Below are 23,274 nucleotides of genomic sequence, written 5' to 3' on the forward strand. Positions count from 1 at the left end.
GCTAGGTTCGCCCCTGACCTGTCAGCAACTGGCCGTCGTTGGCCAGCATCAGCAGCTCGTCTGCCAACTGGCTGATGAGGGAGAGCTGCTGGCTCAGCATCAGCTGCTCCTCGCTGCTCTCCGGAGCGATGGCCGGACAGGCTCCCGTGAGTGGCGTCGGCATCTGCCCCGCCAGGTGATCGGCGGCCTGCTCCAGGGTCTGGCTGATGTGGCGGCTTATCTCCTCCAGCCCCTCGATGGGCTCGAGTTTGTCGCGATGGGCCCCGAGCGCCGAGATATAGGAGAGCAGGGCATGGTTGCGCCAGGTGAGGGTAAAGCAGAGATCCAGGAAGCGGCGGCGCTTGCTCGGCTCCACCAGCATGCTCTGCCAGGCCATGGCCAGCTCGCTGTCGGCGAGGTGGGCACACTTGCGGGCCACCCGGTAGTCCAGGGATTCATCCCGTTGGCGATGCAGGCTGGCGAGTACCGCCGAGAGGTACTTCGCATTGGCGGACAGGGAGTTGGCGATAAGGGTCGGCAACCGCTTGTATTGCCAGTCGGGCCAGAGCCAGGCCACCAGGACGTAGGAGAGCAGGCAGCCGAGCAGGGTATCGAGCAAGCGGGGTCCGAGGATGGCGAAGCCGATACCATCCAGCAGGTTGAACGCCATCAGCACGTAGAGGGTGATGAAGCAGACGGCGGCGCTGTAGTTGCTGCGCACCTGGGTGAAGAACAGGAAGGCGGCCAGCCCCATGATCCCCAGTTGCAGGTGCAGCTCGGGGAAGAACCAGAGCACGGGCACGCCGATGAGGATACCGGCAAAGGTGCCGAGCATCCGCTGCACCAGACGACGGCGGGTGGCGCTGTAGCTCGGCTGGCAGACGAACAATACGGTGAGCAGGATCCAGTACCCCTTGTCCAGGTGAAACGCCTGCAGAATGCCATAGCCCACGACCAGCCCGAGGGAGAGCCGCAGGGCATGGCGAAACACCATGGAGTTGGGGGTCAGGTGCTGCCTGAGCAATGCCAGCAAGGGCAGGGCGACCGGCCGTGCCAGGGGAGGCAGGCTGGTGGGCGGCGCGGCGGGGTTTTGCAGCTCTTCGGCGCTTTGCAGCAACTGGTTGATGCTGGCCAGGTTGCGACGCAGGAACTTCATCGGTGTCAGCAGGGTCTTGGGGTAGTGCTGCTTGAGGTGGGTGAACTCCAGCTGATCGCCGAGGGCCTCCAGGGTCCAGTGAATGCGTTTGTGGTGGGTGTAGGGCTTGTGCACCAGGATGGCGTAGCCAAGCTGCTGACAGGCGTCGGCAAGCTGTGACAGCACCTCCTGGAAGCCGTCGAGGACGATGCCCTGCTTGAGCTCAGCTTCCAGCTTGCTGTAAGGGTAGTGGCTGGAGGTGGCCCGCTCCTGGATCTCCAGGGCAAGCAGGTAAAGGCGCAGCAGGCCAGCGAGCTCGGGGGCAACCCCGTGGCGGCCGGGGGCATGAAGGCGGGCATTGAGCGCCGTCTTGGCCTGGTTCAGGGCATTGACCAGGTTGATGTTGAGCTGGGCCAGATTGTGGCGGATGGCCTGGGCGCCGTGTTCGTCGGCCGGGAAGAAGCGGGATTTCTCCTGCAAGTAGCGGGCGAGGGCGAAGTAGCTCTGGGCCAGTTGCTCGTGCAGGGTCTTGTAGGGCAGCAGCCAGAGCCAGACCAGGGACACCAGGCCGTACCAGAGGGCCCCGGCGCACAGGGCCAGCGGCTGATAGAAGAGATCCGGCGCCTTGGCGGCCCCCAGCATGGTGTAGATGGCAATCAGCAGGGAGCCGAAGCTGATGGTGGCGTAGCGTTGGCCGAGGGCACCCACCATCACGAAGAGGAAGGTGGAGCCCGCGAGCCCGATGGCAAAGAGCCAGGGGGTGGGGAAGAGATACTGTACGCACAATGAGGCAAACAGGAAGCAGAGCAGGGTCATGGCGAGGTTCTTGACCCGGCCCCAGAGGCTGTCGTCGGTCTCGGCGATGGCGCCGGCCACCACCCCAAGGGAGAGCAGCACGGTGAGCTGGATGTCACCGGTAGCCAGCGCGAAGGCGAGCAGCCCCGCGATGGCGAGCAGGACCTTGAGAGCGAAATAGATGTGGCTGTCTGTCAGCAGCCGGCGCAGCAGGCCGGAGAAATCCATCGGCATGCTAGGCACCACCCTTGAACGAGGTGAAATCGATGTGGCAGTCGGTCAGCAGACGGCGCAATAAACCTGAGAAGTCCATGGGCATGGGATGAAGGCAACCCTTGAGCGAAACGAAAGCGACAGCATAACCCGTCGACAGCGAAACGGCCCTGATTTGGATCAGGGCCACTTCGCTTCATATCCTTGATTTGCAACTTATCCTGACAGAAATGGACGCCAATAAAAACCCCGCCGAAGCGGGGTCTTGTGCATATCAAGCATCCATCAGTTGCGGTTGCCGCCAAGCAGGCTCAGCAGGCTCAGGAAGATGTTGTAGATGGAGACATACAGGGTGACGGTGGCAGAGATGTAGTTGGTCTCGCCGCCGCGCACGATCTGCTGGGTGGTCAGCAAGATGGCGCCGGAGGAGAAGAGCATGAACATGGCGGACAGGGCCAGGCTCAGGGCGCTCATCTGCAGGAAGATGTTGGCGACCATGGCAACCAGCAGTACCCAGAACCCGACGAACAGCATGCCGCCGAGGAAGGAGAGGTCCCGCTTGGTGGTCAGGGCATAGGCAGACAGGCCGAAGAAGGTGAGCGCAGTGCCGCCCAGCGCCGTCATCACGATCTCGCCGCCGCCGTTGTTCATGTACATGTTGATGATGGGGCCGAGGCTATAGCCCAGCAGGCCGGTCAGGGCGAAGGTGAACACCAGCCCCATGCCGTTGTCACGGTTCTTCTCGGTCAGGAACATCAGGCCGTAGACACCGATGAGGAACACGGCCCAGTGCAGGGGCGGCATGTTCATGACGGTCGCTACCCCGGCTACCACGGCTGAGAAGCCAAGAGTGAGGGAGAGCAGCATGTAGGTGTTGCGCAGCACCTTGTTGGTGTCGCGCACGGCACCCTGGGTGCCAGTGTAGATAGAACGGGTATCCATCTTGATGTCCTCTTGATTTCCGGGGTGAAGCGACCAAGTGTGCTTCGTTAACGCATTGTATGCACTGAATGTGTGGATGACGAGCGCTGATTTCAAGCGCCACCCCACCTGCGTGGTGCCTACTATCCCAGAGCAAAGATGTATTGCGCATGAACAAGGAGGCTCAAGGCGTTGCAGAGGGCGCCTGCTCCTGCTCTTTACCCTGTCTGGCGATCCGCGTCGGCGAGAAGCCGAACTGCTTTCTAAACGCCGTGATGAAATTGGCCACATGGTCATAGCCGGCGTGGGCGGCGGCCCCTTGCAGAGAGAGGCTGCGCGCCTCCAGCCTGGCCCGCGCTTCTTGCAGCTTTCGCTGGCGAAGGTAGCGCTGCAGGCTCATGCCCAGCTCTTTTTTTGCGGCCCGCTGCAAGGTGGAGACGCTCATGCCGAGGGTGGCCGCGATCTCGGTCAGGGTCATCTCGTCCACTTTTTCATCCCTGAGCAGCATCTTGAGGCGCGTCGGTTGCTCGTTCTGGCGTTGGCAGCAGGGGGAGGCGGCCTGCTGGAGGTGGGTCATCAGGCTCTCCCAGACACTGAGGGCAAAGGCCTTGCGCATCAGCATCTCGGAGGCGTTCTGGCTGCTGGTGAGATTGAGCGCTTCCGCAATCTGTCCAAGGGCAGCGGGCAGGGGCCAGTCGACGCGGCTCAGATGGCGGCTGAAGGTCTGTGCGAAAGCCTTGCGATGCGCCTGTGCCAGGTTGTGGGCGAGCCAGGTGTGGTCCAGGGAGAGGACGATGCTGCGGCTGCGCACCTGGGCTTTGGCCGCCCCCTGCACGATGTCGGGCTCGGTATAGAGGATGGCGGTTGCCACTATGGGGTCGGACTCGTGAAAGCGGCACCCCTTGAGCCTGTGAATGGCGCCATAGGTCATCAGGGCCCGGCTCTCGAGGGGAATGGCGATGATCAACTGCGGCGGCAACTCCCGCTCGGTGGCGAAGTCTGCCTTGTGAACGATGTCCTTGTTGTGAAAGCGAAGACCCTCCTGGATCACCAGGTTCTCCACCCTGCCGGTGAAGCGGCCTCGCTGGCGTGCGCTGGTGTCCCTTGCCACTGTGTCAGTCATGTGCAATTTGACCATGTCGAAGAGTGAAATGACCACACCGCAAAACTGCGGCGGAAGATGGAGTGATATATTAGCCCCCGGAAAATTAAATGAAAATGATTATCATCTCTATCTTGGGGTCACTCTTACTATGGTTGTCTTGAAGGATAACGCGCGAAGCCCGCTGGCTCTGGCCATCTCTGCCGCTCTGGCCGTCACCGTTGCCGCCCCGGCAGGGGCACACACACCGGACATCAAGCCGGACGAAACCCTGGTCGTCTATGGCAATCCACTCTACGGGATGTCGCCGTCAGAGGAGATGGGAGGCTATGGGGTCGACTCGGCCACCGTCGGCACCAAGACGCCGGCGGCCCTCAAAGACATCCCCCAGTCGATCACCGTGTTGACCAACGACTACATCGAGGAGCGCAACTTCGTGGCGGTGGACGATCTGGCCAAGTACACGCCGGGTCTGCGCACCCTGGTCAACGACAGCGGTCGCTCCTCCATCTTCTCCCGCGGCTATGAATACGACGAGGTGAACCTCAACGGCCTGCCATCGCCCATGCAGAGCAAGTACGGCACCCTGCCGTCGCTGGCGGCGGTGGATCGGGTGGAGATCATGCGCGGCCCCTCCGGCCTCTTCAACAGCACCAGCGAGCTGGGGGGCGTGATCAACATGGTGCTCAAGCGTCCGACCGACGCCTTCAAGGGCTCGGTCACGGCGCGCTATGGCAGCTGGGACAGGCATTACCTGGAGGCGGACATGGGGGGCGCACTCAACGACGAGGGTTCCCTGCGCGGCCGCGTCGTGGTGGCCAACGCCGACATCAAGAACCAGGTGGACTACAACAACAACGACAACGGTACCTACTACGGCACCCTGGAGTTCGATCTCTCGGATCGCACCCGGCTCTCCGTCTACGCCCTGCACCAGACCAAGGACATCCTGCCCACCAACGGCCTGCCGGCGTACAAGGACGGCTCCCTGCTCGACATCGGCCGCAGCACCTACCTGGGGTCGGCTGAAGACTTCTTCGACGCCGACACCACGGATGTGGGGGCCTCGCTGCAACACGCCTTTGCCAACGGCGGGGTGGGTCAGGTCTCGGCCCGCTACATGGATCACGACATGCGGCTGGAGCAGACCTTCACCAACGGCCCCGTGGACGCGGCGGGCAACACCGGGCTGATGTTCAACGGCCAGGGGAACCAGCAGAAGAACATGGCCTTCGATGCCAACTACAGCCAGATGTTCGATCTGTTGGGGCACAAGAGCGAGTTTGTGCTGGGCTCCGACTACAAGCGCTACGAGTCGGACATCCAGACCTACACCAACCGCAACCTCGGCAAGATCAATGTGTTCGATTTCGACCCGACCCGGGTCGCCAAGCCGGACTACAGCTACACCAAGAATGACCATGAGGAGCAGTCGGAGCTCGGTCTGTACGGCAAGGTGACCTGGCGTCTGCTGGAGCCGCTCGCGGTGATCACCGGGGCCCGCGTCTCCTGGTACGATCTGGATGCCGTCAGCACGACCCTGAGTTCCGGAGCCCAGAGCGGCGAGTCCAGTGCGTTCAACGGCAAGCTCACCCCCTACGCGGGGGCCGTCTATGACCTGAGCGACGAACACGCCTGGTATGCCAGCTACTCCAAGGTGTTCAAGCCCCAGACCAGCCAGGACGAGAGCGGCAACCTGCTCAAGCCCCGGGAGGGCAGCCAGTGGGAGACCGGCATCAAGTCCTCGCTGCGTGACGGCCTGCTCAACACCCGGGCGACCCTCTTCCTGATGAAGGACGACAACATCGCGGCCCAGGCCTACGACGATCAGGGCATTGCCATCACCAACACCTACTGGGCCACCGGCAAGGTGGAGACGCAAGGGGTGGAGCTGGAGGCGAGCGGCTATCTCAGCCAGAACTGGATGGTGATGGCCGGCTATACCTTCACCGACATAGAGGAGAAGGCCGGGGATCACAACCCGAAATTCGACACCATCCCCCGTCACGCCCTCTCACTCTGGACCGACTACCACCTGGCCGACTGGGTGCAGGGGCTGCACCTCGGGGCCGGGATGACGGCGGTGAGCGACTACGGCTTCAACCAGAAGGGGGTCGAGACCCATCAGGGGGGCTATGCCCTGTTCGATGCGGCGGTGCGTTACGAGATCAACGACAGGATGCAGGCGACCCTGAACCTCTACAACCTGCTCGACCGGGAGTACTTCTACCGGGTCGGCTCCACCAGCACCTTCAACATGTACGGCGAGCCGGCGAACCTGATGGCAGGCTTCACCTACAAGCTGTAACGACCGACGACAGCAGGGTCTGCGGGCCCTGCTGCCGTCTCTGTGCGCCGCCCTACGGGGGATCCCCAAGGTTGGCGACACAATTCTGGTTCATCCCATGACAAGACTCATCATCCTGCTGCTCACCATGATCACATTCTCTTCTGCCCAGGCAGACATGCTCCACTACGCCCAGCGCTTCACCCACCATTCGGCCCTGCTGGGGGAGACGCGGCAATACAGCGTCTCTCTGCCCCAGGAATATGAACGCGAGCCCGGGGCTCGGTTCCCCGTGCTCTATCTGCTCGACGGGGAGAAGAGTCTGCTGGAGGTTGTCGGCATCACCCGGGCCCTGCGGGCCGGGCTCAATCCGGCGATTCCCCCCCTCATCATCGTCGCGGTCCACAACACCGACCGGATGCGGGATTACACCCCGAGCCACACCATGACCTTGCCCAATGGGTCACCGGCGGGGCCCGGCTATGCCGTGACGGGGGGCGGGCCCCGATTCCTGCGCTATCTGAGTGAGGAGCTGCGTCCCCTCATCGAGGAGAGGTTTCGGACCCGGGCGCCGGCCCTGCTGGTGGGCCACTCCCTCGGCGGCCTGCTGGCACTCGATGCCCAGGCGCAAGATGGCGGCCAGTTCCAGGGGGTGATCGCCATCGACGCCAGCCTCTGGTTCGATTACCCCCGCAATTACGAGCGCATCGCGTCGGAGTTGACCGGGCCGCTCAGGCACGCCTCCTCGCTGTTTATGGCGGTGGCCAACAACCTCTTCACCCCGGGATTCGGGCGCTCGGCGTTTCACCGGGATCGCCTGCAGCAGTTTGCCCGGCAGGTGGTGGCCGCGCCCGGCCCAAATCTGCACGTCACCAGCCGCTACTTCGAGGAGGAGGATCACCACAGCGTCTACCACCCCGCCGTCTATCAGGGACTCCAGTGGCTGTTTCAGGGCTATCGGCTGGATCTGGCGCCCGGTCACTTCAGCCGACAGGGGGTGATCGCCCGCTTTGATGCCCTGAACCGCCACCTCGGCAGCGCACTGCGCCCGGAGCTGGGGAGCCTGCGGGACATCAGGGAGAAGGCCGCGCGCTGGCCGCAGATGGCGATCCCCGTGGACGAGGCCGATGCCCTGCTGGCCCACTACTACGGGGCGAAGCCGTGAAAAGCCGATATTTTTGCCTGTGTCTGGAATCGTCACAACGGCGCCGGAGACGGGTGTCGGTCCGGCGCCATCCCTGGGTAGACTGCCGAAACGAGGGGCGCCGGGTCGGTGCCCCGACAGAGGCAGGGAGTGAGCGATGGCGGTTGCAGGAAAGAGGGGAGGCATGCTGGCCCTGTGGTGCGGCGTACTCCTGATGTCGGGGTGCAGTGGGTTTGCGCCTGCGCCCATTCCCGTCACCTTTCTGAGTCAGGATCCGCCCCCAGGCAGGCTGCCCCTTGGGGAGACCGCCTATGTGGATGACGGTCGCTGCCCACCCGGGCAGGTCAAGCGGCTCATCGGCGGGGACGCGAAGCACAATGTGCCAAGAAAGGTGGAGTGCGTGGCAAGACCGCAATGATGATGTGATTTTCACAGCCTGAAACATCCAAAAAAGAGCCCTGAGGCAGTCGCCTTGGGGCTCTTTTCGTCTGACTGGCCTGGTCGGTGTGATGCCGCAGCGGGCTAGAAGGCATCTCCAGGGACCCGCACCCAGCCTTCCATCAGGATGCGGGCGGAGCGGGACATCACCGCCTTGGTGACCGTCCACTGTCCCGCTACCTGCTCTGCCTGGGCTCCGACTCTCAGGGTGCCGGAGGGGTGACCAACGCGCACCGCTTCGCGCTCGCCGCCCCCGGCGGCCAGATTGACGAGGGTGCCGGGAATGGCCGCCGCCGTGCCGATGGCCACGGCGCAGGTGCCCATCATGGCGTGGTGCAGCTTGCCCATGGAGAGGGCCCGCACCAGCAGATCGATCTCGCCAGCAATAATCTCCTTGCCGCTGGCGGTGCGGTAATCCTTGGCGGGTGCGACGAAGGCAATTTTCGGGGTGTGCTGGCGAGTGGCCGCCTCTTCGGGGCGCTTGATGAGCCCCATGCGCAGGGCACCGGCAACCCGGATCGCCTCGAAACGGGCGAGCGCTTGCGGATCTGTATTGATCGCCTCGCGCAGCTCGGTGCCCTCATAACCGATGTCCTCGGCGTTGACGAACACCGTGGGAATGCCTGCGCTGATCAGGGTGGCTTTCAGTACGCCGCTCTCTACAACAGACGCGGGCACCTCCAGATCGTCCACCAGATTGCCGGTGGGGAAGAGGGCGCCGCCGTCTTCACCCTCGTCGGACGGGTCGAGAAACTCCAGCACGATCTCGGCGGCGGGGAAGGTCACCCCGTCCAGCTCGAAATCGCCTGTCTCCTGCACCTGGCCGTTCGTCACCGGCACGTGGGCGAGGATGGTCTTGCCGATATTGGCCTGCCAGATCCGCACCTCGCAGGTGCCGTGCTCCGGGATGCGGGACGGGTCCACCAGGCCGGCGTGGATGGCGAAGGCCCCGGCGCCGGTGGAGAGGTTGCCGCAGTTGCCGCTCCAGTCCACGAATGCCTTGTCGATGGCAACCTGGCCGTAGAGGTAGTCCACATCGTGATCGGGTTGCTGGCTTTTGGAGAGGATCACGCACTTGGCTGTGGAGGAGGTGGCCCCCCCCATGCCGTCCATGTGGGCGCCGTAGGGATCGGGGCTGCCGATGACCCGCAGGAAGAGGGCATCCCGTGCCGGGCCCGGTTGTTGGCAGCGCTCGGGCAGGTCAGATAAGCGAAAGAAGACCCCCTTGCTGGTGCCGCCGCGAAGGTAGGTGGCCGGAATTCTGACTTGTGGTTGGTGGGCCATAGAAATCGTCCAAAAAAGGGTGAAAGAAGCTTCTCTGCTGGAGAGAAGGTGCCCGAAGGGGGAGTCGGGCGAGGGAGACGCATGTTCCCTCACCCAACCCTCTCCCAAAGAGAGAGGGTGCTTTATGCCTTCCCCTTTTTCAAAGGGGCGGAGCGGGGTTGCGATTTAGCTGGCGGCCTTGTGCGCCGTCGACGCCAGGAAGTCCTGTGCGAAGCGCTGCAGCACGCCACCTGCCTCGTAGACCGAGACCTCCTCGGCGGTGTCGAGGCGGCAGGTCATGGGCACCTGGATCACTTCGCCGCTGCGACGGCGGATCACCAGGGTGAGATCGGTGTGCGGCTGGCGCTCTCCCACCACGTCGTAGGTCTCGGTGCCATCCAGGCCAAGGGTCAGCCGGGTGGTGCCCGGCTTGAACTCGAGCGGCAGCACCCCCATGCCGATCAGGTTGGTGCGGTGGATGCGCTCGAAGCCTTCTGCCGCGATCACCTCCACCCCGGCCAGCCGTACCCCCTTGGCCGCCCAGTCACGGGACGAACCCTGACCGTAGTCGGCGCCGGCGACGATGATGAGCGGCTGCTTGCGCTCCATGTAGGTTTCGATGGCTTCCCACATCCGCATGACCCGGCCTTCCGGCTCGACCCGGGCCAAGGATCCCTTCTTCACCGCCCCGTTGACCACCGCCATCTCGTTGACCAGTTGGGGGTTGGCGAAGGTGGCGCGCTGGGCGGTCAGGTGATCGCCGCGGTGGGTGGCGTAGGAGTTGAAGTCCTCCTCCGGCAGGCCCATCTTCGCCAGGTATTCCCCCGCCGCGCTGCCCGGCAGGATGGCGTTGGAAGGGGAGAGGTGGTCTGTGGTGATGTTGTCCGGCAACAGCGCCAAGGGCCGCATGCCGCGCAGGGTGCGCTCGCCCGCCAGTGCCCCCTCCCAGTAAGGCGGGCGACGGATATAGGTGCTCTGCGCACGCCAGTCGTACAGGGGCGTCACCTTGGGCCCCTGATCCTCTTCCTGGGTGAACATGGGGATATAGACCTGGCGGAACTGGGACGGCTTGACCGACGCCTTGACCACGGCGTCGATCTCTTCATCAGACGGCCAGATATCCTTGAGGCGAATCTCCTGACCGTCCACCACCCCCAGCACATCTTTTTCAATGTCGAAGCGGATGGTGCCGGCGATGGCGTAGGCCACCACCAGGGGGGGGGAGGCGAGAAACGCCTGCTTGGCATAGGGATGGATGCGGCCGTCGAAGTTGCGGTTGCCCGACAACACCGCCGTGGCGTAGAGGTCCCGCTCGATGATCTCCTGCTGGATGGCGGGATCCAGGGCACCGGACATGCCGTTGCAGGTGGTGCAGGCAAACGCCACGACGCCGAAGCCGAGCTGTGCCAGCTCATCCATCAGCCCCGCCTCTTTCAGGTAAAGCGCGACCGTCTTGGATCCGGGGGCGAGGGAGGATTTGACCCAGGGCTTGCGCATCAGGCCGAGCCGGTTGGCGTTGCGGGCCAGGAGGCCTGCGGCAATCACGTTGCGCGGGTTGCTGGTGTTGGTGCAACTGGTGATGGCGGCGATGATGACGGCGCCATCGGGCAAGAGGCCGTCCGCCTCCTGGGCACGAGCCTTGTCCAGGTCCACCGCGATTCCGCGCTCGGCCAATGCCGATACCGGCAGGCGGCGATGGGGGTTGGAGGGGCCCGCCAGGGTGCGCACCACGGTCGCGAGATCGAAGTGCAGCACGCGCTCGTACTGGGCGTCCACCAAGGCGTCGGCCCAGAGGCCCGCCTCCTTGGCGTAGGTCTCCACCAGCCTGACCTGCTCGTCGTCACGGCCGGTCAGTTTCAGGTAGTCGATGGTCTGGCCGTCGATGAAGAACATGGCCGCGGTGGCGCCATATTCCGGCGCCATGTTGGAGATGGTGGCTCTGTCGCCCAGCGTCAGGGCGGCGGCGCCCTCGCCACGGAACTCCAGATAGGCGCCGACCACCTTCTGCTGGCGCAGGAATTCGGTGAGCGACAGCACCAGATCCGTGGCGGTGATGCCGGGTTGCGGCTTGCCGGAGAGCTCGACGCCGACGATCTCTGGCAGCCGCATCCAGGAGGCGCGCCCCAGCATCACGTTCTCGGCTTCCAACCCGCCCACGCCCACGGCTATGACGCCGAGGGCATCCACGTGGGGGGTGTGGCTGTCGGTGCCGACGCAGGTATCCGGGTAGGCCAGGCCGCGATCGGCGTGGATGACCGGGGACATCTTCTCCAGATTGATCTGGTGCATGATGCCGTTGCCTGGCGGGATCACCTCGATGTTCTTGAATGCCTGCTTGGTCCAGTTGATGAAGTGGAAGCGATCCTCGTTGCGGCGATCCTCGATGGCGCGGTTCTTCTCGAACGCCTGGGGATCGAAGCCGCCACACTCGACGGCGAGCGAGTGATCGACGATAAGCTGCACCGGCACCACGGGGTTGACCTGGGCGGGATCTCCTCCCTGCTCGGCGATGGCGTCGCGAAGGCCCGCCAGGTCCACCAGGGCGGTCTGGCCCAGGATGTCGTGGCAGACCACGCGGGCCGGGAACCAGGGGAAGTCGCGCTCACGCTTGCCGAAGACGATCTGGCCGAGGCATTCGGTGAGGATGGCCGGATCGCACTTGCGAACCAGGTTCTCGGCGTGGACGCGGGCGGTGTAGGAGAGCTTGTCCCAGGTGCCGGGCTGGATGGCTTCGACCGCCGCACGGGCGTCGAAGTAGTCCAGTGCCGTGCCGGGCAGGGGCTTGCGGTATTGTGCGTTGATCATCACTTGCGCTCCTGATTCTTCTCGGCGTGCACGCGGGCGGGATAGTGGGCGTTGTTCATCACTTGCGCTCCTTGAGCGGGACGAACACCAGATCTTCCGGGCCGACGTAGTTGGCGCTCGGGCGGATGATCTTGCCGTCGATGCGCTGCTCGATGACATGGGCCGACCAGCCGGAGGTGCGGGCGATGACGAACAGCGGGGTGAACATGGCGGTGGGCACGCCCATCATGTGGTAGCTGACGGCGCTGAACCAGTCGAGGTTCGGGAACATCTTCTTGGCCTCCCACATGGTGGACTCCAGCCGCTCGGCGATGTCGAACATCTTGGTGTTGTGCTGCTCCTGGCTGAGGGCGCGGGCCACCTCCTTGATCACCTTGTTGCGGGGATCGGAGACGGTGTAGACCGGGTGGCCGAAGCCGATGACCACCTCCTTCTTCTCGATGCGGGCACGAATGTCGGCCTCCGCCTCGTCCGGATTCTCGTAGCGCTTCTGGATCTCGAACGCCACCTCGTTGGCGCCGCCGTGCTTGGGCCCGCGCAGGGCGCCGATGGCGCCGGTGATGCAGGAGAACATGTCCGAGCCGGTGCCGGCGATGACGCGGCCGGTGAAGGTGGAGGCGTTGAACTCGTGCTCGGCGTAGAGGATGAGGGAGGTGTGCATGGCGCGCACCCAGGAGTCCCGTGGCTTTTCGCCGTGCAGCAGGTGCAGGAAGTGACCGCCGATGGAGTCATCGTCGGTCTCCACATGGATGCGCTTGCCGTTGTGGCTGAAGTGGTACCAGTAGAGCAGCACCGAGCCTAAGCAGGCCATCAGCTTGTCGGCGATGTCCCGGGCGCCCGGGTGGTTGTGATCGTCCTTCTCCGGCGACAGACACCCCAGCACGGAGACGGCGGTGCGCATCACGTCCATGGGGTGGGCGCTCGGGGGCAGCTGCTCCAGGGCGGTCTTGACCCCGGTGGGCAGGCCGCGCAGGGCCTTGAGCTTGGCCTTGTAGGCGGCAAGCTCCGCCACATTGGGCAGATGGCCGTGCACCAGCAGGTGGGCTATCTCTTCAAACTCGCAGCTGGTGGCCACGTCCAGGATGTCGTAGCCACGGTAGTGCAGGTCGTTGCCGGAGAGGCCCACGGTACACAGGGCCGTGTTGCCGGCGGCGGTGCCGGAGAGGGCGACGGATTTCTTCGGCTTGAAGCCGGTGGTTTCGGGCAGGGCGCTCATCACATGTTTCCTCATTCAGTCCGTTGAAGCGCCAGCCGCCAGCATGAGGCGGCTGGTCGCCGTCTTATTCCTTGGTCGACAGATCCTGGGTGAACAGCCTGTCCAGGGTCTGCTCGTAGTGGTGGTAACCGAGAAAATCGTAGAGGGACTCCCGGGTCTGCATGGTGTCGACCACGGCGCGTTGGTGGCCGTCACGGCGAAGCGTCTGATAAACATTGAGGGCGGCCTGGTTGGCGGCGCGGGCGGCGCTCAGGGGGTAGAGCACCATGTCCACGCCGTGGGCGGCGAGCGCCTCCTTGTCAAACAGCTCGGTCTTGCCGAACTCGGTCATGTTGGCGAGGATGGGCACCCCGGCCGCCTGCTTGAAGCGATCGTACTGATCCAGCTCGGTGACCGCCTCGGCGAAGATCATGTCGGCACCGGCCTCCACATAGGCGGCGGCCCGCTCCAGGGCCGAGCCCAGTCCTTCCACCGCCAGGGCGTCGGTGCGGGCCATGATGACGAAGCTCTCGTCCTGGCGGGCATCCACCGCCGCCTTGATCCTGTCCACCATCTCGGACAGGGAGACCACGGCCTTGTTGGGCCTGTGGCCGCAACGCTTCTGGGCCACCTGATCCTCCATGTGGACGGCGGCCACCCCGCCGCGCTCGAAGGCGCGGACGGTGCGGGCGATGTTGAAGGCACCGCCCCATCCGGTGTCGATATCCACCAGGAGCGGCACTTGCGTGGCGGCCGTGATGCGCTCGGCATCGATCAGCACGTCGTTCATGGAGGTCATGCCGAGATCCGGCAGGCCGAAGGAGGCGTTGGCCACCCCGGCACCGGAGAGGTAGAGGGCCTTGAAGCCGCTGCGCTCGGCCATCAGCGCCATGTAGGCGTTGATGGTGCCGACGATCTGCAGGGGCTTCTCATTGGCCAGGGCGGTGCGAAAACGCGTGCCGGCCGAGGGGGATAGGTTGGACATTGTGACTCCTTTCATGGGGTGCTTGTCTGCTGCGGATGCTGGCTGTGAACAGGTTCATCTCACACTACGTTGACGTTAACGTCAATCATGCTTAAGTCCAAGGCCCGTCAATGGGCGGGCACCAGCGGTTGCTTCCTGTATAACTTCATGTAATTCAATCAAGTAGCTTCCCAATTTGATTCATGCCCGGCCACTGTCACCTCGCCGTCATGGGGGAACAGGGCCGATTCTGGCCTCTTCCCCGAGGGGGGGCAACGGATTCGAAGGGGGGTGTCATGAGATGAAAAGTGGCTGTCGCCCGATGCAAAGCGGACGTTTACGTTAATCCCTAGATTCACTCTGGACGATGTTTTCACCCACGAATGAATCTGGAGAACCGCCATGGCCAACGCCATTCGCTTTTATGAAACCGGGGGCCCCGAGGTCTTGCGCTACGAACAAGTGGCGGTGGGCGAGCCCGGGCCTGGCCAGGTGCGCCTGCGCCACGCCGCGGTCGGCCTCAACTATGCCGACACCTATTTTCGCAACGGCACCTACCCCATCCCCATGCCCAATGGCCTCGGCGTCGAGGCGGCCGGGGTGGTGGAGGCGGTGGGCGAGGGCGTCACCAACGTCGACGTCGGCGATCGCGTCACCTACACCGGTTTCATCAATACACTCGGCGCTTACTCGACCGAGCGCCTGATCCCGGCCGCGCCGCTCATTCGCCTGCCGGACAGCATCTCCTGCGAGACCGCCGCCGCCATGACCATGCGCGGCCTCACCTCCGCCTACCTGATGCGCCGCATCCACGACTTCAAACCCGGTGACAGCATCTTGCTGCACGCCGCGGCGGGCGGGGTCGGCCTCATCGTCGCCCAGTGGGCCAAGCTGCTGGGGCTGACGGTGATAGGCACCGTCTCGAGCGGCGCCAAGGCCGAGCTGGCCCGTGCCCACGGCTGCGACTTCACCATCGACTACAGCCGGGAAGATGTGGCGACCCGGGTGCGCGCCCTGACCGGCGGCGCCGGGGTTGACGTGGTGTTTGACAGCGTCGGCAAGAACACCTTCCTGGGCTCGCTTGATTCCCTCAAACGCCGCGGCCTCATGGTCTGCGTCGGCACCGCCTCCGGCCCCATCGACGGCTTCAACCCCCAGTTGCTGGCCATGAAGGGTTCCCTCTATCTGACCCGACCGGCCCTGGCGGACTACATCGCCGACCCGGCCGAGAAGGAGGCCCTGGCCGGCGAGCTGTTCGATCACGTGGCCAGCGGGCGGATCAAGATCGAGGTCAACCAGAAGTACGAGCTGCAGGACGCGGCGCAGGCCCACCGGGATCTGGAGTCGCGCCAGACCACGGGCTCCTCCGTGTTCATCATCTAGGCCAAGGATCTCAGGCCAGCCCGCACTCGATGGCGGCGCCTGAGCGCACCGACTTGTCATTCAGGGAGAGAGACATGCGTGTAGAACAACTGACCTGCCATATCGGCGCCGAACTGAGCGGCGTCCAGCTGGCGGATGCGGCCCACGACGCAGGGCTGTTTGCCGAGATCCGTGCCCAGCTGCTCAGGCACAAGGTGCTGTTCCTGCGGGATCAGGAGATGAGCCGCGCCGATCACGTGACCTTCGCCCGCCGTTTCGGCGAGCTGGAGGATCACCCGGTGGCGGGCAGCGATCCGGATCACCCCGGCCTGGTGCGCATCTACAAGTCGCCGGAGGTGCCCAACGATCGCTACGAGAACGCTTGGCACACCGACGCCACCTGGCGCGAGCAACCGCCCATGGGCTGCGTGCTGCGCTGCGTGGAGTGCCCGCCGGTGGGGGGCGACACCCTCTGGGCCAACATGGCGGCGGTCTACGCCGCGCTGCCGGAGGAGATCAAGCAGAAGATCGCCGGCTTGCGCGCCCGCCACAGTATAGAGGCGAGCTTCGGGGCGGCCATGCCGATGGAGAAGCGGCTCGCCTTGAAGGCCATGTTCCCGGACGCCGAGCACCCCGTGGTGCGCACCCACCCGGAGACCGACGAGAAGATCCTGTTCGTCAACGCCTTCGCGACCCACTTCACCAACTACCACACCCCGGCGAATGTCCGTGTCGGCCAGGACTACACCATGGGGGGCAGCGATCTGCTGCGCTACCTCATCAGCCAGGCCTATATCCCCGAGTTCCAGGTGCGCTGGCGCTGGCAACCGGGCAGTGTGGCCATCTGGGACAACCGCAGCACCCAGCACTACGCCGCCATGGATTACGCCCCCTGCCATCGCAAGATGGAGCGGGCCGGGATCATGGGCGACACGCCTTACTGAGTCGTAACATCCCAGTGATACCGCTAATTTTCAATAACTTGAGGCAATAGACATGAACTTCCTTGACGGTTCTCTCTTCCCTGAAAATCAGGACAAGTTGGTTATTACCGTAGCCCCGTATGGCCCTGAATGGTTCCCTTCTGACTATCCGGAAGACATCCCGGTGACCATGGAAGAGCAGATCCAGAAAGCGGTCGACTGCTACGAAGCGGGCGCCGCCGTACTGCACCTGCACGTGCGTGAACTGGACGGCAAGGGCTCCAAGCGCCTGTCGATGTTCAACGAACTGATCGCTGGTGTGCGCAAGGCCGTGCCGGACATGATCATCCAGGTCGGCGGCTCTATCTCCTTCGCGCCGCCAGAAGATGGCGCGGCCGCCAAGTGGCTGCATGACGACACTCGGCACATGCTCGCCGAACTCGAGCCCAAACCCGACCAAGTCACTGTGACCGTGAACACCACGCAGATGAACGTGGTCGAGCAGATGGATAAGCGTGACTACGCCGGCACCTCTATGGGGACCGATACCTACGAAGCCTACCGCGAGATGATCGTGCCCTCCGGCCCTGGCTTCATCGAGGAGCACGTCAAGCGTCTGAGTGCCGCCGGCATCCAGAGTGCCTTCCAGTTTTACAACATCAACAGCTACGAGTCGGTGGAGCGGCTGATCCGCCGCGGTGTCTATAAGGGTCCGCTGGTATGCAACTGGGTGGCGATTGGCGGTGGCATGGACCAGCCGCATATCTACAGCATGGCCAACTTCCTGCGCGCCATTCCTGACGGCACCATGCTGACGGTGGAAAGTTCCATGCTCAACACCCTGCCAATCAACCTGATGGGCATGGCGATGGGCCTGCACGTGCGCTGCGGTATTGAGGATAACCTCTGGACCCAGGACCGTTCGCGTAAGATGACCTCCGTCGAGCAGATCGAACAGTTGGTGCGCCTTGCCAAAGAGATCGGCCGTCCAGTTGCCAACGGTAAGGAAGCCCGCGAGATCCTCAAAATCGGTGTTTTCTATGAGACGGTTGAAGAAACCCTTGCAGCCAACGGCTTCGCCCCGAATCCAAAGGGCGGTCAGCAGGGCTTCCTGAAGAAGTGATGTAATACCCACGCAGATCTGCGTGTCAGGGCGCAAGGCCCCCAAGCCAAGCGCCCTAAGAACCTGTTTGCCAAACGGCGGTGCGCCTTGCACTATGCAGCACGCAGGGCAACTGAGTGATGAATCAATATTGTCTGGCCGGGGGACTTTCCACCGGCTGGTTGACCGAATACCCAACCCAATTTGCAGTAGCGCGAGGGAATGTATGGCTACGTTTCATATCGATGACGACCCCGAGGCCGGCAAGGTTGCCGTGCCCCGTCGTTATGCCTGGATAGTGTTTGCGCTGACCTTCGGTCTGCTCATCTCCGATTACATGTCGCGCCAGGTGCTCAACGCCGTCTTCCCCATGCTCAAGGGGGAGTGGGCACTCTCCGACACCCAGCTCGGCCTGCTCAGCGGCATAGTCGCGCTCATGGTCGGCTTGCTCACCTTCCCGCTCTCCCTGCTGGCGGACCGGTTCGGCCGGGTCAAGAGCCTGGCCATGATGGCCGCGCTCTGGAGCCTGGCGACCCTGGGCTGCGCCCTGGCCCAGAACTACGAGCAGATGTTTATCGCCCGCTTCCTGGTGGGAGTGGGGGAGGCCGCCTACGGCAGTGTCGGCATCGCCGTGGTGGTCTCGGTGTTCCCGCGGGAGATGCGGGCCACCCTCTCCGGCGCCTTCATCTCCGGCGGCATGTTCGGCTCTGTGCTCGGCATGGCCTGCGGGGGCGTGCTGGCGCATCTCCTCGGCTGGCGCTGGGCCTTCGCCGGCATGGCCCTGTTCGGTCTGGTGCTGGCGGCCATCTATCCCCTCATCGTCAAGGAGGCGCGGATCTCCCAGGCCAGCCGGGCGGCCCAGGGCAGCAAGGCGGGCCGCAACCCCCTGCGCAGCCTCTATTCCAGCCGTTCGGTGATCTCGGCCTACGTGGGCAGCGGCCTGCAGCTGTTCGTCGGCGGCACCGTCATCGTCTGGATGCCGAGCTATTTCAACCGCTACTACGGGCTGGACACGGACAAGGCGGGACTCATGGCCGCCATCATAGTGCTGTGCAGCGGTGCCGGCATGATCCTGTGCGGCATGCTGAGCGATCGGCTGTGCCGCAACCGGCCGGATCGCAAGATAAGCCTCGCCATCGCCTATTGCCTCGGCAGCTGTCTCCTGCTCTCCCTGGCGTTTGCCCTGCCGGCCGGCTTCCCCCAGCTGGTGCTGATCGGTCTGGGGATGTTCATCGCCACCGGCACCTCGGGCCCCGCCGGCGCCATGGTGGCCAATCTCACCCACGCCAGCGTGCACGGTACGGCGTTTGCGACCCTGACCCTTGCCAACAACCTGCTGGGGCTGGCCCCCGGTCCCTTTATCACCGGCAAGGTGTCCGATCACATCGGGCTGGACAACGCCTTCCAGCTGGTGCCCCTCATCAGCGTCGCGGCGGCTGCGGTCTTCTTCGACGGCAAGCGCCACTACCACAAGGACGTGGCCAGGATTGAAGGGGACGCCCGCCAGGTCGTCGCCGGTCCCCAGGGCAGCGAGGTGAGGGCATGAGGCTCAGCATCGAGGTCTATTTCGATTTCATCTGCCCCTGGTGCCTCATCGGCAAGCGTCAACTGGATGAGGCGCTGGCCCAGCTGCGGGTGGAGCGGCCCGAGGTGCGGGTCGATGTGAGCTGGCGCGGGGTGCAACTGCTGCCCGCGCTGCCGATGCAGGGGGAGGATTTTCACGCCTTCTATCTGCGGCGCCTTGGCAGCGAACAGGGGGTGCGCCTGCGCCAGGCTCAGGTGCGGCAGGCGGCGGCCAGCGTCGGCGTTGAGCTGGACTTTGACAAGATCCCCCGTATGCCGAACACGGCCGATGCCCACCGCCTGTGGCAACGGGCCTGCCAGCTGGGATCGCCGGCGCAGTTGGAGAGTCTGCTGGAGTGGCTGTTTGCCTGCCACTTCCTGCACGGCGGGGATCTGGGGGATGGTGCTACCTTGCTGGGGCTGGCCGAGGCGGTGGGCTTCTCGCCTGCCGATCTGGTGGGCAGCCTGCAGGGAGACGGAACCCCCTTTTTCTGCGATCAGCCAGAGGCGGCTCGGCAGGGGGTGCCCAGCTTCGTGCTGGGGAAGGGGCGCGTCCTCAGCGGTGCCCAGCCCGTGGCGCAGTTGCTTGCCGGCTTGCACCAGGCCGTCGCGGCGATGACCCGGGCGCAGGCGCGAGTCTTGGTGCCGGCCGAGCGGGTGCCCGCGCCGGGCCAGCGCGTCCTCATCGAGGACTCGGGCAAGAGCCTGGTGCTGTTCAACGTCGATGGCCGTTTCCATGCCATCGATGACGGCTGTCCCCACCAGGGGGCGTCCCTGTGCGGCGGCCGGCTGGAGGGGGAGGTGATCCAGTGCCTTGCCCACGGTCTGCGTTTCAACCTGACGACCGGGTTGCTGCTGAACTCGACCCAGCTCAGGGTGCGCCGCTACCCGGTCGAGCCGGCGGGGGAGGGGTTGTCCATCGTCATCGAGTCCCAGGAGGCCATCCCATGCTCACCCTGACCATGACGGATCGCTTCCAGCGGGTGCGGACACTGGCCCCCGGCATGGCGGTCAGCATCACGGTGGCGGCCGCCGCCACCTTCCTGTCGGAGCACTACGGCGCCCCCGTGCTGCTGTTCGCCCTGCTGCTCGGCATGGGGTTGAACTTCCTCAGCGGCGAGGGAAGCTGCAAGGCGGGCATCGAGTTCACGGCGCGCAGCGTCTTGCGCATCGGGGTCGCCCTGCTCGGCATGCGCATCACCCTCGGCCAGATCGCCGAACTGGGCTGGATGCTGGTGCTGCTGGTGGTCACCCTGGTGGTGGTGACCATCAGCCTGTCGGTGGTGGTGGCCAAGGCGATGGGCTTCCAGCGCCTGTTCGGCATGCTGACCGGGGGCGCTACCGCCATCTGTGGTGCCTCCGCCGCCCTGGCCCTGGCCGCCTCCCTGCCGAACCATCCCCAGAAGGAGCGCGCCACCCTGTTCACGGTGATCGGGGTGTCGGTGCTCTCGACGCTCGCGATGATCCTCTACCCCATGATCGCTCGCTTCTTCGAGTTGACGCCGGTGGAGGCGGGGGTCTTTCTCGGTGCCACCATTCACGACGTCGCCCAGGTGGTGGGGGCCGGCTACAGCATGTCCACCGAGACCGGGGACGTGGCCACAGTGGTCAAGCTGATGCGGGTCGCCATGCTGCTGCCGGTGATCCTGGTCGCCGCCATGATCACCCGGATGCAGGGGGCGGATCCCGCGTCCGGCAAGCGGCCACCCCTGTTGCCCCTGTTTGCGGTCGGCTTCCTGGTGCTGGCCTGCATCAACAGCACAGGCTGGGTGCCCGCCCTGGTTCAGGGGGGGGTCAACGAGCTGTCGCGCTGGTGCCTGGTGATCGCCATCGCCGCCATCGGCATGAAGACCCAGCTCAAGGAGCTGGCGGCGGTCGGCATCAAACCCATCCTGCTGATGGTGGGGGAGACCGCCTTCCTGGTCGCCCTGGTGCTGACCCTGATGCATTGGGGCATCAAGCCTTAGGCATATCAGGAATGTCATGAATGCCGCGAACGTCCGAATAGGCTTCGCTACCCGAACCTACCAACTCAATTGACTGCGTAGGTTCGATTAGCCGCGTAGCGGCGTAATCGGACGATCGCGATACGAGATCAATCAGAAAAACCGCAATAAACGAACGCGCCCCCGTGGCCAATGGACTAGCCGAAAGAGGTATTTATGAACAAGGTTTACCCCAGCGCCCAGGCCGCTCTTAGCGATCTGGTGCAGGACGACATCACCATCGCCTCGGGGGGCTTCGGCCTGTGCGGCATCCCGGAGCAGCTTATCGAGGCGCTGCAGGAGAGCGGCAAACGCGGCTTAACCATCATCAGCAACAACTGCGGGGTGGACGAGTTCGGCCTTGGGCCTCTGCTCCACAGCCGCCAGATCAAGAAGATGATCTCCTCCTACGTGGGGGGCAACAAGGAGTTCGAGCGCCAGTACCTCGCCGGGGAGCTGGAGCTGGAGTTCACCCCCCAGGGGACGCTCGCCGAGAAGCTTCGCGCCGGCGGCGCCGGCATTCCGGCCTTCTTCACCCGCACCGGTTACGGGACCCTGATCGCCGAGGGCAAGGAGACCCGTCAGTTCGATGGGGATTGGTACGTGATGGAGCGATCCCTCACCGCGGATCTCGCCATCATCAAGGGCGCCAGGGCCGACAAGGCGGGCAACCTGATGTTCAACAAGACGGCGCGCAACTTCAACCCGCTCTGCGCCAAGGCGGGCCGGGTCTGCGTGGCCGAGGTGGAGGAGATCGTCGAGGTGGGGGAGCTGGCCCCGGACGAGATCCACCTGCCCGGCATCTATGTGCAGCGGCTGGTGCACAACCCCAATCCCGAGAAACGCATCGAAGTGCGCACCGTCATGGAGAAGAAATAAGATGGTTTTGATCCGTGAAGAGAGGGCGCTGTGCATCACCCAGGCGCTGGTGGTGGCTTCCTGTATTCAACATTGCGCGCTGAGGAGCAGATAACATGGCGTGGACCCGTGAAGAGATGGCGCTGTGCATCACCCAGGAACTGCCGGTGGCTTCCTGTTTTCAACAGCCTGCAGTAAGGAGCTAAGTCATGGCCTGGACCCGTGAAGAGATGGCGCAGCGCGCCGCCAAGGAGCTGCAGGACGGCTTCTATGTGAACCTCGGCATCGGCCTGCCGACTCTGGTGGCCAACTACATCCCGGATGCCATGGAGGTGTGGCTGCAGAGCGAGAACGGCCTGCTCGGCATAGGCCCCTTCCCGAGTGAAGAGGAGCTGGATCCCGATCTCATCAACGCCGGCAAGCAGACCATCACCACCTTGCCCGGCAGCAGCTTCTTCGACAGCGCCGAGAGCTTCGGCATGATCCGCGGTGGCCACATCAACCTGGCGCTGCTCGGGGCCATGCAGGTCTCGGAACGCGGGGATCTCGCGAACTGGATGATCCCCGGCAAGCTGGTCAAGGGGATGGGGGGGGCCATGGATCTGGTGGCCGGGGTCAAGCGGGTGGTGGTGCTGATGGAGCACTGCGCCAAGAACGGTGAGCACAAGATACTGGAGTGGTGCAACCTGCCCCTGACCGGGGTCGGGGTGGTGGATCGCATCATCAGCGATCTCGCCGTGCTGGACGTGACCCCAAGCGGCCTCAAGCTGGTGGAGCTGGCCCCCGGCATCGAATTTGAGCAGTTGCAGGCCGCCACCGGCTGCCGCATCTGCCGCTGAATCGCGTGTGGGCCGACTCGTCGGCCATTTTCACGGCGGAGTGAGGATGCTTGGGCCTGCTCCGCCGCTTTTATGCTCTCCGTGATGGCGCAGATGCTCTGCCTGCTGCCTCTCGCCCCGATAACAGACTGCCATCACCCACCCACTCACTGGACACGCCAGCCCCTTGGCGGACCCCTGTCCTTCACCATGGTCCCTGGCTGAGCCCCGAGAATCCCTGCGCGGATGCCGTCCGACACCCCTTTCGCGCCGCTTGTTCGGCGCCGCCACTCCCTGTCATCAAATGAAAAGTGGCTGACGTTCAATGGCAAGCAAGGGGGTTGGGCTGGCCGTAGAGTCGGTAGCAACAACACAGAGCGCACCCGGGGGAGGAACCCGCAAGGGGAGGAGGCAAACAGAGC

At 64.3% G+C, this 23,274-nt stretch carries 18 protein-coding genes; 11 read left to right on the plus strand and 7 right to left on the minus strand.

Annotated features, from left to right (window positions below; all coding sequences use genetic code 11):
• Position 1: 1 nt before the first annotated feature.
• From yccS to H7R73_RS09500, 3 genes are all read right to left on the minus strand, one after another.
• Positions 2 to 2,143, minus strand: coding sequence for a YccS family putative transporter (gene yccS / locus H7R73_RS09490; protein WP_103260328.1), 2,142 nt, complete (start codon positions 2,141 to 2,143; stop codon positions 2 to 4).
• Positions 2,144 to 2,407: 264 nt separating this feature from the next.
• Positions 2,408 to 3,064, minus strand: coding sequence for a Bax inhibitor-1/YccA family protein (locus H7R73_RS09495; protein WP_010675134.1), 657 nt, complete (start codon positions 3,062 to 3,064; stop codon positions 2,408 to 2,410).
• A 163-nt stretch (positions 3,065 to 3,227) separates the two neighbouring features.
• Entirely contained in the window at positions 3,228 to 4,166 is a 939-nt protein-coding gene (locus H7R73_RS09500) for a helix-turn-helix transcriptional regulator (RefSeq protein ID WP_232092762.1), read from the minus strand.
• Between the two features lie 130 nt (positions 4,167 to 4,296).
• On the opposite strand from H7R73_RS09500, the gene H7R73_RS09505 reads away from it, so the two are divergent.
• The 3 genes from H7R73_RS09505 (at position 4,297) to H7R73_RS09515 (ending at position 7,994) form a co-directional block, all read left to right on the plus strand.
• On the plus strand, positions 4,297 to 6,453 hold the full coding sequence (locus tag H7R73_RS09505; RefSeq protein ID WP_103260327.1) for a TonB-dependent siderophore receptor: 2,157 nt from the start codon (positions 4,297 to 4,299) through the stop codon (positions 6,451 to 6,453).
• Positions 6,454 to 6,550: 97 nt separating this feature from the next.
• The gene (locus H7R73_RS09510) at positions 6,551 to 7,597 is read left to right on the plus strand and encodes an alpha/beta hydrolase (RefSeq protein ID WP_041214982.1); all 1,047 of its coding nucleotides are present in this window, start codon (positions 6,551 to 6,553) and stop codon (positions 7,595 to 7,597) included.
• A 136-nt stretch (positions 7,598 to 7,733) separates the two neighbouring features.
• The gene (locus H7R73_RS09515; RefSeq protein WP_103260326.1) at positions 7,734 to 7,994 is read left to right on the plus strand and encodes a DUF6719 family protein; all 261 of its coding nucleotides are present in this window, start codon (positions 7,734 to 7,736) and stop codon (positions 7,992 to 7,994) included.
• 104 nt (positions 7,995 to 8,098) lie between these two features.
• On the opposite strand, the gene prpF is transcribed toward H7R73_RS09515, so the two are convergent.
• From prpF to prpB, 4 genes are all read right to left on the minus strand, one after another.
• Complete coding sequence (gene prpF, locus H7R73_RS09520; RefSeq protein WP_103260325.1) at positions 8,099 to 9,298, minus strand: 2-methylaconitate cis-trans isomerase PrpF; 1,200 nt, start codon at positions 9,296 to 9,298, stop codon at positions 8,099 to 8,101.
• Between the two features lie 165 nt (positions 9,299 to 9,463).
• Entirely contained in the window at positions 9,464 to 12,082 is a 2,619-nt protein-coding gene (gene acnD, locus H7R73_RS09525) for a Fe/S-dependent 2-methylisocitrate dehydratase AcnD (RefSeq protein ID WP_197971181.1), read from the minus strand.
• A gap of 58 nt (positions 12,083 to 12,140) precedes the next feature.
• Positions 12,141 to 13,298 carry a bifunctional 2-methylcitrate synthase/citrate synthase gene (gene prpC / locus H7R73_RS09530; protein WP_103260324.1) on the minus strand — a complete coding sequence of 386 codons (1,158 nt, stop codon included), beginning with the start codon at positions 13,296 to 13,298 and terminating at the stop codon, positions 12,141 to 12,143.
• A 64-nt stretch (positions 13,299 to 13,362) separates the two neighbouring features.
• A complete protein-coding gene (prpB, locus tag H7R73_RS09535; protein WP_103260323.1) occupies positions 13,363 to 14,262 on the minus strand; it encodes a methylisocitrate lyase in 900 nt (299 codons plus the stop codon).
• Between the two features lie 381 nt (positions 14,263 to 14,643).
• On the opposite strand from prpB, the gene H7R73_RS09540 reads away from it, so the two are divergent.
• The 8 genes from H7R73_RS09540 to H7R73_RS09575 all read left to right on the plus strand — a co-directional run bounded on the left by H7R73_RS09540 (position 14,644) and on the right by H7R73_RS09575 (position 22,873).
• Entirely contained in the window at positions 14,644 to 15,624 is a 981-nt protein-coding gene (locus H7R73_RS09540; RefSeq protein WP_103260322.1) for a quinone oxidoreductase family protein, read from the plus strand.
• A gap of 74 nt (positions 15,625 to 15,698) precedes the next feature.
• On the plus strand, positions 15,699 to 16,547 hold the full coding sequence (locus tag H7R73_RS09545; protein ID WP_103260321.1) for a TauD/TfdA dioxygenase family protein: 849 nt from the start codon (positions 15,699 to 15,701) through the stop codon (positions 16,545 to 16,547).
• A gap of 52 nt (positions 16,548 to 16,599) precedes the next feature.
• Positions 16,600 to 17,649 carry a 3-keto-5-aminohexanoate cleavage protein gene (locus tag H7R73_RS09550; RefSeq protein WP_039038787.1) on the plus strand — a complete coding sequence of 350 codons (1,050 nt, stop codon included), beginning with the start codon at positions 16,600 to 16,602 and terminating at the stop codon, positions 17,647 to 17,649.
• Positions 17,650 to 17,854: 205 nt separating this feature from the next.
• Entirely contained in the window at positions 17,855 to 19,174 is a 1,320-nt protein-coding gene (locus H7R73_RS09555) for an MFS transporter (RefSeq protein WP_103260320.1), read from the plus strand.
• Entirely contained in the window at positions 19,171 to 20,151 is a 981-nt protein-coding gene (locus H7R73_RS09560; protein ID WP_103260319.1) for a DsbA family protein, read from the plus strand. Before H7R73_RS09555 ends, H7R73_RS09560 begins: the two co-directional genes overlap by 4 nt.
• A complete protein-coding gene (locus tag H7R73_RS09565) occupies positions 20,139 to 21,158 on the plus strand; it encodes a YeiH family protein (RefSeq protein ID WP_103260318.1) in 1,020 nt (339 codons plus the stop codon). Before H7R73_RS09560 ends, H7R73_RS09565 begins: the two co-directional genes overlap by 13 nt.
• Positions 21,159 to 21,353: 195 nt before the next feature.
• Complete coding sequence (locus H7R73_RS09570; protein ID WP_103260317.1) at positions 21,354 to 22,055, plus strand: CoA transferase subunit A; 702 nt, start codon at positions 21,354 to 21,356, stop codon at positions 22,053 to 22,055.
• 188 nt (positions 22,056 to 22,243) lie between these two features.
• Positions 22,244 to 22,873 (plus strand): CoA transferase subunit B, encoded by a 630-nt coding sequence (locus H7R73_RS09575; RefSeq protein ID WP_039038783.1) that lies wholly within the window; start codon positions 22,244 to 22,246, stop codon positions 22,871 to 22,873.
• The last annotated feature ends 401 nt before the right edge of the window (positions 22,874 to 23,274 follow it).

It is taken from the genome of Aeromonas sp. WP2-W18-CRE-05, from assembly GCF_014168615.1.
GTDB classification, from domain to species: Bacteria; Pseudomonadota; Gammaproteobacteria; order Enterobacterales; family Aeromonadaceae; genus Aeromonas; species Aeromonas caviae.

Bases quoted from the DNA above. Each gene is read 5' to 3' on its own strand.
- yccS (WP_103260328.1), bottom strand. From the start codon at position 2,143: ATGCCGATGGATTTCTCCGGCCTGCTGCGCCGGCTGCTGACAGACAGC.
- H7R73_RS09495 (WP_010675134.1), bottom strand. From the start codon at position 3,064: ATGGATACCCGTTCTATCTACACTGGCACCCAGGGTGCCGTGCGCGAC.
- H7R73_RS09500 (WP_232092762.1), bottom strand. From the start codon at position 4,166: ATGACTGACACAGTGGCAAGGGACACCAGCGCACGCCAGCGAGGCCGC.
- H7R73_RS09505 (WP_103260327.1), top strand. From the start codon at position 4,297: ATGGTTGTCTTGAAGGATAACGCGCGAAGCCCGCTGGCTCTGGCCATC.
- H7R73_RS09510 (WP_041214982.1), top strand. From the start codon at position 6,551: ATGACAAGACTCATCATCCTGCTGCTCACCATGATCACATTCTCTTCT.
- H7R73_RS09515 (WP_103260326.1), top strand. From the start codon at position 7,734: ATGGCGGTTGCAGGAAAGAGGGGAGGCATGCTGGCCCTGTGGTGCGGC.
- prpF (WP_103260325.1), bottom strand. From the start codon at position 9,298: ATGGCCCACCAACCACAAGTCAGAATTCCGGCCACCTACCTTCGCGGC.
- acnD (WP_197971181.1), bottom strand. From the start codon at position 12,082: ATGATCAACGCACAATACCGCAAGCCCCTGCCCGGCACGGCACTGGAC.
- prpC (WP_103260324.1), bottom strand. From the start codon at position 13,298: ATGAGCGCCCTGCCCGAAACCACCGGCTTCAAGCCGAAGAAATCCGTC.
- prpB (WP_103260323.1), bottom strand. From the start codon at position 14,262: ATGTCCAACCTATCCCCCTCGGCCGGCACGCGTTTTCGCACCGCCCTG.
- H7R73_RS09540 (WP_103260322.1), top strand. From the start codon at position 14,644: ATGGCCAACGCCATTCGCTTTTATGAAACCGGGGGCCCCGAGGTCTTG.
- H7R73_RS09545 (WP_103260321.1), top strand. From the start codon at position 15,699: ATGCGTGTAGAACAACTGACCTGCCATATCGGCGCCGAACTGAGCGGC.
- H7R73_RS09550 (WP_039038787.1), top strand. From the start codon at position 16,600: ATGAACTTCCTTGACGGTTCTCTCTTCCCTGAAAATCAGGACAAGTTG.
- H7R73_RS09555 (WP_103260320.1), top strand. From the start codon at position 17,855: ATGGCTACGTTTCATATCGATGACGACCCCGAGGCCGGCAAGGTTGCC.
- H7R73_RS09560 (WP_103260319.1), top strand. From the start codon at position 19,171: ATGAGGCTCAGCATCGAGGTCTATTTCGATTTCATCTGCCCCTGGTGC.
- H7R73_RS09565 (WP_103260318.1), top strand. From the start codon at position 20,139: ATGCTCACCCTGACCATGACGGATCGCTTCCAGCGGGTGCGGACACTG.
- H7R73_RS09570 (WP_103260317.1), top strand. From the start codon at position 21,354: ATGAACAAGGTTTACCCCAGCGCCCAGGCCGCTCTTAGCGATCTGGTG.
- H7R73_RS09575 (WP_039038783.1), top strand. From the start codon at position 22,244: ATGGCCTGGACCCGTGAAGAGATGGCGCAGCGCGCCGCCAAGGAGCTG.